Annotated in this window: 10 protein-coding genes and 1 pseudogene; 5 read left to right on the top strand and 6 right to left on the bottom strand. The window is 67.0% G+C overall.

Translation table 11 applies throughout. The annotated features are described in order from the left end of the window. The 3 genes and pseudogenes from VEY12_09685 to VEY12_09675 all read right to left on the bottom strand — a co-directional run. The coding region (locus tag VEY12_09685; protein ID HYM40389.1) for a hypothetical protein at positions 1 to 629 on the bottom strand (629 nt) is incomplete at its 3' end. Between the two features lie 150 nt (positions 630 to 779). Continuing rightward, positions 780 to 1,235: pseudogene (gene msrB / locus VEY12_09680) on the bottom strand (peptide-methionine (R)-S-oxide reductase MsrB). 134 nt (positions 1,236 to 1,369) lie between these two features. Continuing rightward, on the bottom strand, positions 1,370 to 1,771 hold the full coding sequence (locus tag VEY12_09675; protein HYM40388.1) for a hypothetical protein: 402 nt from the start codon (positions 1,769 to 1,771) through the stop codon (positions 1,370 to 1,372). 138 nt (positions 1,772 to 1,909) lie between these two features. Here VEY12_09675 and VEY12_09670 point away from each other — a divergent pair, with 138 nt between their 5' ends. After that, entirely contained in the window at positions 1,910 to 2,278 is a 369-nt protein-coding gene (locus tag VEY12_09670) for a hypothetical protein (protein HYM40387.1), read from the top strand. 67 nt (positions 2,279 to 2,345) lie between these two features. Continuing rightward, entirely contained in the window at positions 2,346 to 2,546 is a 201-nt protein-coding gene (locus VEY12_09665) for a hypothetical protein (protein ID HYM40386.1), read from the top strand. Positions 2,547 to 2,892: 346 nt separating this feature from the next. Here VEY12_09665 and VEY12_09660 read toward each other — a convergent pair whose 3' ends face one another. Next, positions 2,893 to 3,711: a methyltransferase domain-containing protein gene (locus tag VEY12_09660; GenBank protein HYM40385.1), complete on the bottom strand. Its 819-nt coding sequence runs from the start codon at positions 3,709 to 3,711 to the stop codon at positions 2,893 to 2,895. A 129-nt stretch (positions 3,712 to 3,840) separates the two neighbouring features. Between VEY12_09660 and VEY12_09655 the strand changes: the two genes are divergently transcribed. The 3 genes from VEY12_09655 (at position 3,841) to VEY12_09645 (ending at position 5,673) form a co-directional block, all read left to right on the top strand. Then, the gene (locus VEY12_09655; protein ID HYM40384.1) at positions 3,841 to 4,077 is read left to right on the top strand and encodes a hypothetical protein; all 237 of its coding nucleotides are present in this window, start codon (positions 3,841 to 3,843) and stop codon (positions 4,075 to 4,077) included. Positions 4,078 to 4,408: 331 nt separating this feature from the next. Further along, the gene (locus tag VEY12_09650; protein HYM40383.1) at positions 4,409 to 5,314 is read left to right on the top strand and encodes a DUF1616 domain-containing protein; all 906 of its coding nucleotides are present in this window, start codon (positions 4,409 to 4,411) and stop codon (positions 5,312 to 5,314) included. 65 nt (positions 5,315 to 5,379) lie between these two features. Beyond that, the gene (locus VEY12_09645) at positions 5,380 to 5,673 is read left to right on the top strand and encodes a hypothetical protein (protein HYM40382.1); all 294 of its coding nucleotides are present in this window, start codon (positions 5,380 to 5,382) and stop codon (positions 5,671 to 5,673) included. Positions 5,674 to 5,703: 30 nt separating this feature from the next. Here the strand turns inward: VEY12_09645 and VEY12_09640 are convergent, their stop codons facing one another. Both VEY12_09640 and VEY12_09635 read right to left on the bottom strand, forming a co-directional pair. Beyond that, positions 5,704 to 6,555 (bottom strand): beta-1,6-N-acetylglucosaminyltransferase, encoded by an 852-nt coding sequence (locus tag VEY12_09640; GenBank protein HYM40381.1) that lies wholly within the window; start codon positions 6,553 to 6,555, stop codon positions 5,704 to 5,706. Positions 6,556 to 6,791: 236 nt separating this feature from the next. Next, positions 6,792 to 8,384: Ig-like domain-containing protein (locus VEY12_09635; GenBank protein HYM40380.1), on the bottom strand; the 1,593-nt coding region annotated here is incomplete at its 5' end.

Raw genomic sequence — 8,384 nt, 5'->3', positions numbered from 1 at the left:
TCGAAGGCCACGATCCCCGTGTTCAGGAGCGCGAGGACGACGAAGGCGACCACCGCCAGGACGAAATCCCCGACGAACAGCCACCGGACGATGCTCTCCGCCCGTCCTCCCGAGACCACGGGAGCGGCGAACAGGAGGGTCACGCTCATCATCAGGTACCCGAGCGCCTCGAACGTGATGAAGATCCCGTGCGGGTTGTACTGCGTGAACAGAGCGAGGCCGGACGTCTCCCCGCTCTGGAGGCTCGGCACGACCACGGTGAGCTGGACGAAGTAGTCCACCAGAATGATGCCCGCGTAGAGCAGGGCGAAGGACAGCGCGATGCGGCTGAAGACCTTCCTTCCCTCCGCGGCAACGGCATGGATGCACGCCATGAGCACGACGAAGACGGCCGCCAGCAGGAAGCCCGGGTACAGCCAGACGTAGTCCACGGGGATGAACGAGGCGACGGCCGTGTACGGGTACGCGACGCACGCGCTCCCGCAGAACGGGCCGCTCCGCGGAGGCGTCGCGATGCCGACGACCATGAACACCGCGGAGATCATGGCCGTCAGGAGGGCGGCCCAGAAGCCGAGTCGATGTGCGTTCGCGTTCGCCGAACGTCCGAGGTCACTGTCGTGCTCGCTCATGGTTCCTGGCCACCGCCGGCCCCGGAATCTTCCGCAGGCCCATAGGGTTATGGTACTTTCGTTGCTCTCGGGCCGCCCGAGGCCTCGGCCAGCATCCGCTCCGCCGGTGCTTCGAACCCGAACTAATGGGCCCTCGGGTCGGATGCCCGATCATTCCTTCGTGGACGGCTCGCGCGCGAACAGAGGCCGATATTGCCCATACCCCGCCGCCTCGAGCTGGTCGACGGGGACGAAGCGCAACGCCGCCGAGTTCATGCAGTAGCGCAGACCGGTCGGAGCCGGGCCGTCGTCGAACACATGCCCCAGATGCGAATCTGCGTGCCTCGAGCGGACCTCCGTCCGCGCCATGAACAGTCCATGATCCGAGTGGGTGACGATGTTCTCCGGGACCAGGGGCTTCGTGAAGCTCGGCCAGCCGGTCCCCGAGTCGTACTTGTCGAGCGAGCTGAACAGGGGCTCCCCGGAGACGACATCGACGTAGATCCCGGCGTCCGTGTGGTGCCAGTCCGCGTTTCGGAAGGTCGGTTCGGTGCCTTCTCGCTGGGTGACCCGGTATTGCACGGCGGTCAGACGTTCTCGCAACTCTCGATCGGATGGCTTAGTGAAAGCGCCCATCGTCGCCTCCCCGTTGCACTATCCCCGGCCCGGTAGATGACGACTGCGCATTTCGGGCCGCGTCCGGAGACACGACAAGTGACCGCCCCGCACCGGTCGACCTCGCCGATCGGTTCAGCCCCCGCTCAGGGAACGCTGCGCTGGAGCTGCCAGGCGTGCCCGGGCTGGAGGATGAAGAGGTCCCCGCAGACCAGGCAGCGGAGGAATTCGGTGAGCCCGGTCGCGCCGAGGTATTCCGTCCGCGGGTGGGCGCATTCCGCAATGGGAAGGCGACGAGCCGCGGCGAGGTCGGGTTCGATCCGGACGGGCGACGGAGCGGCGGGTACCGCGGATCCGGGACGGACAAGGCGACTCCGGAGGAACACACGCACCCGTGCCCCGAGGGGCGGCGGCGGACGACGGACCGCGGGACCGAGGACGCTCGGGTCGCCGCCCCACTCGCTTCGCACGTACGCGCGGATGTCGTCGGGGAGTCGCTCCTGGAAACGCTGGCTCTGAGCTCGGACCCACAGGGAACCGGGTATCATGTCCCCACCCACGGGCCCGTCGGGGATGGCGGTTGAGCCGGCATTCGCCGCCGTCCTTGGAAGCCGTCCATGGACGGGTCAGAGTCTTCGCGTCGGCGAGGAGCTATCTACCCGCAGGGAATCGAGTCGCCGTCCGCCATGCCCGCCCTGAAAGGCATTCGACCCCTGCGCGACGGCGGCATCGAGTGGGTCTTCTACTTTCGGAGGTCCGAAGTCCCCCCGCACGAGCAGGCGATCGTCGAGCGGGCGAAACGGGACAAGTTCCTGCGTCTCGCGGTGACGTTCGGGTCGCCGGACGCGGGCTGGCACGCGTACCGGAGCACGACCGCGGTGCACCTCTGGAACATGGCCAATCTGCCCAAGCGGATCACCTGGCTCCGGGTCTTCGTCCATGTGTTCACCCACGAACCCTTGCATCATGCGATCGGCCTTGCGCTGGCGGAGATGGGCGAGTGGGAGGACCACGAGTGGGTGATTCGCGAACTCGGCGACGCCCGTTGGTGGTAGCGGGATCGCCGCACCCGTTCCGAAACCTTTCAATCCTGAGGACGCCCTGGGACCGCCCGAGGGAAAGATGGTTTCCTACAAGGTGGACGTCGTCTCGGCCGTGGGATGGACCTCGGCTCCCAACATCTCCAAGCAGGTCCAGACGAGATTGGACGCGTTCGCGGCCGGAGGGTGGCGCCTCTCCGGGATGGCCAGCGTGGGAGGGACCGGCGGGTTCTTCGGAGGTGCGACGAATCCGTTCCTGGTCATGGTCTTCGAGCACGATTGACGCCGCCGCGCGGAGCGAGCCTCACCCCACGTGTCCCGGGAGATCTGGACCTGCCATCGGCGCAGGGTTTCAGACGCTCCAGGGACGCCGCGGGAATCCCCTCGAACCGCAAAGGACCAAGTCCTCGCCGCGCCTCACGGAGACTAGCATGCTGCATCTTGCGGATCGTGACGGAAACGCGTTTTGCGGCGCCAAGCACGGGGATCGCACGTTCGAGTATCAACGAGTCGACTGCCCGGATTGCCTCCGCATGATCCGAGAGGCGGAGCGCCAGGACCGCCGTGACGAGAGCGGCGGCGGATGATCGGGCCCTGTCGCCATCGGTTCCCGTACGGGGATGTGACAATCACGCGTCGGGCTTCGCGACGGCCATGGGAAGTGGATCGTCCCTTCGCAGGGGACGGAGCCCCGAGCCCTCGTCCGTGCTGTACACGCGGACGAGGCGCATCCCGGCCCGCGCGAGGAGCCGCCGGAGGACGGCCACGGACATCACCCGCGTGGAGTACGTGTTCACGAACCTCCGCCGGAGGCGGTCGCCTGCGAACGCGAAGAACCGATTCTCCGCCGTAAGCCGTTGCCGCGATCGATCGAAGGAGAGGTCGTACAGCCAGACGATCTGCACGGGACCGTCGTGCACGATCCACCCCTGTCCCTCCGTCTCCGGGTGCAAGGCCTTCGCGAACTCGAAGACGTACGCGCCGCCGGGGCTCAGGTGGCGGCGGACCGCGCGCAGGTGGGCGAGCACGTCGTGGTCCGTGAGGAGGTGCGTGAACGCGCCATCCATGCAGATGGCCGCGTCGAACGTCCCGCCGAGATCGAAGGACCTCATGTCCGCGCGGACGAACGCGGGGTTCGGGCGGCCGCGGGCCTTCGCGCGGGCGACGCGGAGCATGGCCGGGGAGGCATCGAGACCCGTGACGCGGAACCCCCGCTCCCCGAGAATCAACGCGTGGCTTCCGGTGCCGCAGCCGAGATCCAGGACGGAGGCGGGATGACGAGCGAGGAACCGCGCGAAGACTTTCTCCAGGAGGGCAACCTCCGCCGGGTAATCGACGTCCTCGTGGAGGACGTCGTAATACTTCGCGATCCGATTGAAGAGTCGTTCCGTCATGGTGGATTCGTCCGCGGTGCCGCTCGCATCCGATGAGGCTCTCCGCGGAGGCATGACGCCTCCGGGTTTCAGGGTTTGTCCCTGATGGCATGCCCGATTCCCTCCGAAGGTCGCGAGTAGTTTCGCGTACCACTCCCGCGGTCCCCTTCATCCCCCGCACCGGGCTCCTGGCGACCCGGGTCCATGTCCCGAAAGCGAGCCACCGCGGACGGGTCGTATCAGCACCTGAACGAGGTCGTGGTCGCAGCCCTCCAGGGCCGTCAGGATATGGAGTCGGCCACGGAGGGCATCCTGGCGAGCCACAGCGCCGAGCAGATCCGTGCCGTCTTGTACGACGAAGGGGAGCGGTACCGTCGGTTCAGCCACGAGCGGTTCCGCGACCTCGTGGAGCGGTTGCGGATGCGCGGCGTCCTGTGGTGAGCCGCGGCGGCCTCGCCCTCCAAGGGTGCGGCCCGGAGGATTGCGTCCATAGCCTTAAGTGACACCCCGACTGCTGACCCCACGATGACGGGAACCGGAAGGACGGGCTCCAGGACGGCCTCGCGCGGCCAGCAGAAGAGCCGAAAGTGGAAGCGTCGACGGCAGCGGCGGACGCAGGCTCGGGCGGCGGCGCGACGCTCGAAGTGAGCGGTCGGCCCGCGCCTCCTTGAGCTCATGGGTGGGAGCGCCCCCCAGGGCGTGGCGGGAGCACCCGCCTGCGGAAGAAAACCGTTAAACGACCGTCTCGCCTGCACCCGGCGAGAGGCCTGCGGTGCGGCTGCATTTTCAGGAGAAGCCCTGGGATCTGTACGTGGCCGTGGGCTACACGGCCGTCATGGCGGCCGCGCTCCTCGCCCTCAACGTGGGCAACCTCCTCGCGATCCTCCTCGTCCTCTTCGTCCCCGGGTACGTGCTCGTGGCCGCCCTGTTCCCGGGCATCATCCTCGCCGGCCATCCCGAGATCGACTGGATCGAGCGGATCGCCCTCGCCTTCGGCCTGAGCATCGCGGTCGTGCCGCTCCTCGGGCTCCTCCTGAACTTCACGCCCTTCGGCATCCGCTTCGCGCCCATCGTCGCGACGATCACGGCCTTCACGGTCGGCGTGGGCTACGCGGCGTACTGGCGGCGGATGAAGCTGCCGCCGGAGCGGCGGCTCTCCCTGACCGTGGACTTGGGCCTGCCCGAGTGGAAGGAGTACGGCCTCCTGGACAAGATCCTCACGGTGGCCCTCGCCGCGAGCATCGTGGTCGCGGTCGGCACCCTCGCCTACGTCGTCCTGACGCCGCGGCCGGGCGAGACGTTCACGGAGTTCTACATCCTGGGCCCCGGAGGCAACGCGAGCGCCTACCCGACGAACCTCACGGCGAACGAGACCGGGCGGGTGATCATCGGCATCGCGAACCACGAGGCCGCGACGGTGAACTACACGGTCCGCGTCGACCGGGTCGGGGTGCGCATCGTCTACAACGCGACCGCGGGATTCAACGAGACCGTCGAGGTCAACCGGACCACGTGGACCAACGTCACGGTCACGGTCGCGAACGGCGCGAACTGGACGGAGCCGTACACCTTCACGATCCCCGCCGTCGGCCTCTGGAAGGTCCAGTTCCTCCTCTTCCGGGACGGGGTGTACTCGAGCCCGTACCGGCAGGTCCACCTGTACGTCACGGTCCGGTGACGAGAGCCTCCAGGCCCGGAGCCAAGCGAAGCGCCTATTAGCCGGAAGCCCCTGCCTCCGAGCCAATGGTCGTCCCGTTGTTCCGCGAGAGCCGCCTCCTGCGGGCGGCCGTGCTCACGACCTGGGCCGCCAGCCTGATGGCCTGGATCTACGTCGTCCTCCGGATCGTCCTCAACGGGATCAACCCGCCCGACCCGTTCCTGCCTGGGGTTCGCGGCCTCTCCTTCGTCGGGGCGGGCGCCATTTCGTTCGGCCTGTTCTGCGTGAGCATGTTCCTCTACCTGTGGCTCTGGGGTCGCTTCGGCGGGACTCCCCCCATGCCGGGAAGCCCGTACGGACGCGGACCCTGGGGACCCTAGACGAGGAGGGGGAGGCGAGCGACGCCTCGCTCAGGCGAGGTGACACTTTCGATCGAGTTCGTCGAGGACCCGGCCGTCGACGTTGACGTCAAACTTCCGGGCCCAGAGCCGGTCGCTATCCCGGAGCGCGGGCCAATCCTGCATGGTCAGGATCCGGGGCGTCGACGCTCCCTCGGGCCAATCGATGTATCTCAGATTGTCGTCCACCCGCCGATCCCTCAGAGACGAGTTCATCAGGACCGCCTGGAAGAACGTCTCGTCCGGATCGGTCGCGCGTCGGTAGAACTTGAGGAGCGCCTCGTGGTGCTCCACGTAGTCAAGGACGAAGGCCACGTGCTCCTTCCGCATGCAGAAGTACGCCGAACCCCCGTAGGGGCGCATCCCGTCCGGCAGCTCCTTCCGAATCCGCGGGTACAGGAACGGCGCGCCGTGCTCCGAGATCGGCAGGACGAACACCTTGTGCGTGTATCGGCGCATGATCTTGAGGTCGTCCGTATCGTCCTTCGCCTCCATGTACGTCTCCGTCGAGTTCGCAAGGCGCCGGTTGATCTCCTCCCGGGACTGAATCGGGTAGCATTGCCCCGTGAGGTTCACAAAGTAGTCGTAGTCCGTGTCGCGGAACCGGCGCATGGCGTCCAAGGTCGCGGCCACGCACTTGAAGTTCGCCCAGCCTGCGCCGTACCGGAACACGACCGTGAGTCGGGGATCCCGGAGAGGCTCCAAGGTTCGCTCCCAAACGGCCTGAACCTTCGGATCCAGCGCCCGGAAGACGTTCACGTAGTAGACGTGCCCCGGATCCCAAAGGGCGCGCAGGAGCCTCGCTACCTGCGAAGGATTCTTGTGCACGAGCAGGCAGTAGGCGATCCGCGTCGTGGAAATCACCAAGGACCCTGTGGGCCTGACGACCGTTCCTCCGACGCGTTCCGGTTCCCCGGATCCCAGGCGCGTTTGGCATGGGCCCCGGTACCATCAATCCCTGCTTCCCGTCGCGTGCCCCGTTCACCCCGCGCGAACCCCTGCATCCGGTCATCTCGTTAAAGGCCTTCTGCCGCTCCCTGGAGGACAGCAGCATAGCGCGCGTCCGGATGCCCATGGTCCCGGCAGGCGTGGAGGAAACCTTAGTCGCGGCGCGGGTCCGTACCCGAGTCATCCGGGGGACGAGGGGGCTTCTTTGGCGGACGCCGGACCGTGCGGACCATCCGATGGATTCCCTTGCCCAGGCCCGCGATTGCGCGATCGCGGAAGATGACGAAGAGGACGAGGATCGCGGACAGTCCTAGGGCGATGGCGAGGCCAACCCACGGATCCCACGCGGGGTTCGTCGACCGCCCAGCCTGGGCGCCCGTGAACGTGTACGTGAACGGGGTGCCCAACGCGAGTCCATTCCGGTCCGTGGCATTGGCGGCGACCGTGAGCGTGTACTGCAGGCCCGGTCCGAGCGGTTCATCGAGAACGATCCGGAGATGACGATCGTCCACCCAGACGGCGTGGTAGGAAATCGCGTTCGAAATCCGGATGGCGCCTTCCACGGACGAACGGTTCATGGGTGACGAGAACAGGAGGTCGATGGCCCCCGCGGTGAGGTCCAGCCCTGCCGATTGCACCGTGGGCCGAGTCGATGGCGACGTCACGATCTTGAGGTTGTTCGAGATGGGTGACCAGTTGGGCACGTTGTCCGCCGTCCGCAGGGCGAACCAATAGGTGGTGTCGGGCTGAAGGCCGGTCACGTTCAGCGTCTCCTCGGACCCGGACACCCCGGGCGCCGGCGTGGCGACCTTCGTGCCCTGGTCGAGGGTCGCATTCGTGAGGGGTCCCGACGTGCTGTACCGCAGGTCGTACTGGCTCGCCCGCCCGACGGTCCCATTGTTCCCGGGCGCCGTCCACTGGAGGACTGCGTAGCTCGGACCAGTGACCGAGGCCCGAACGTCCGTGACCTGGGCCGGAGGCGTCGTATCCCCGGGCGGCGCGGGGAAGCTCCCCCACAGGGTAACGGAGTACGTGGCCATCGTCGCGCCGAAGTCCACGGAGAACTGAGCGAACCCGCTCCCGTCCGTGGACAGGGTGCCGTTGCGGTACACGCCCGTGCTGAGCTCTCGCACCGAGACGTTGTAGACGTAGCCTGCCGCGAATCCCTGAATGGTGAACGTCGTGGTTCCCATTCCCGCGACATCGAGGCTCGTGGTCCCGCGGGGGTTTAGCGCGCCGAGTACGGTGTTCCCGTAGACGGAGCCCCGGTAGTCCAGGGTCCCGTCCACGGTGAGCGCCGCGCTGTCCGTCACCCCGGCGAGGGATTCCTGGTCCCCGTACGTGCGTCCTCCGGTGGTCAACGAAAGCGTGCGATGTCCGTCCGGGCGATCCGCGAACGCGAGCTCCTGGATCGGCCCGTTCGCGAAGAAGAGCCAGTCCCCGTACACGGGATACGTGTTCGTCCCATCCGTCCACTGGCTCGCTCCGTGGCCGAGGAAGGTGTTGTAGAAGGCGTTGCTCAGGGACATGTGCGTGAGATAGCCGCCCGAGATGAAGGTGAACGTGTTGTTGTACCACACGTTGTTCGACGTGTTCGCACTCGAGCCCGCGCAGGCAGGGTTGTTGGGGCAGATCCAGACTCCTGCCTCGGTCAGGTTCGTGAATGCGTTCCCCGTTACCGTGACGCCCCCGGTCTGGAACTCGAGACCGCTGGCGTAGTTGTCGAACGTGTTGCTGCGGAAGAC

The sequence above is a fragment of the Thermoplasmata archaeon genome (genome assembly GCA_035632695.1).
In the GTDB taxonomy this organism is placed as follows: Archaea; Thermoplasmatota; Thermoplasmata; order RBG-16-68-12; family RBG-16-68-12; genus RBG-16-68-12.
The sequence above is the reverse complement of the archived record's forward strand: the minus strand, read 5'-3'. Positions and strand labels throughout refer to the sequence as shown.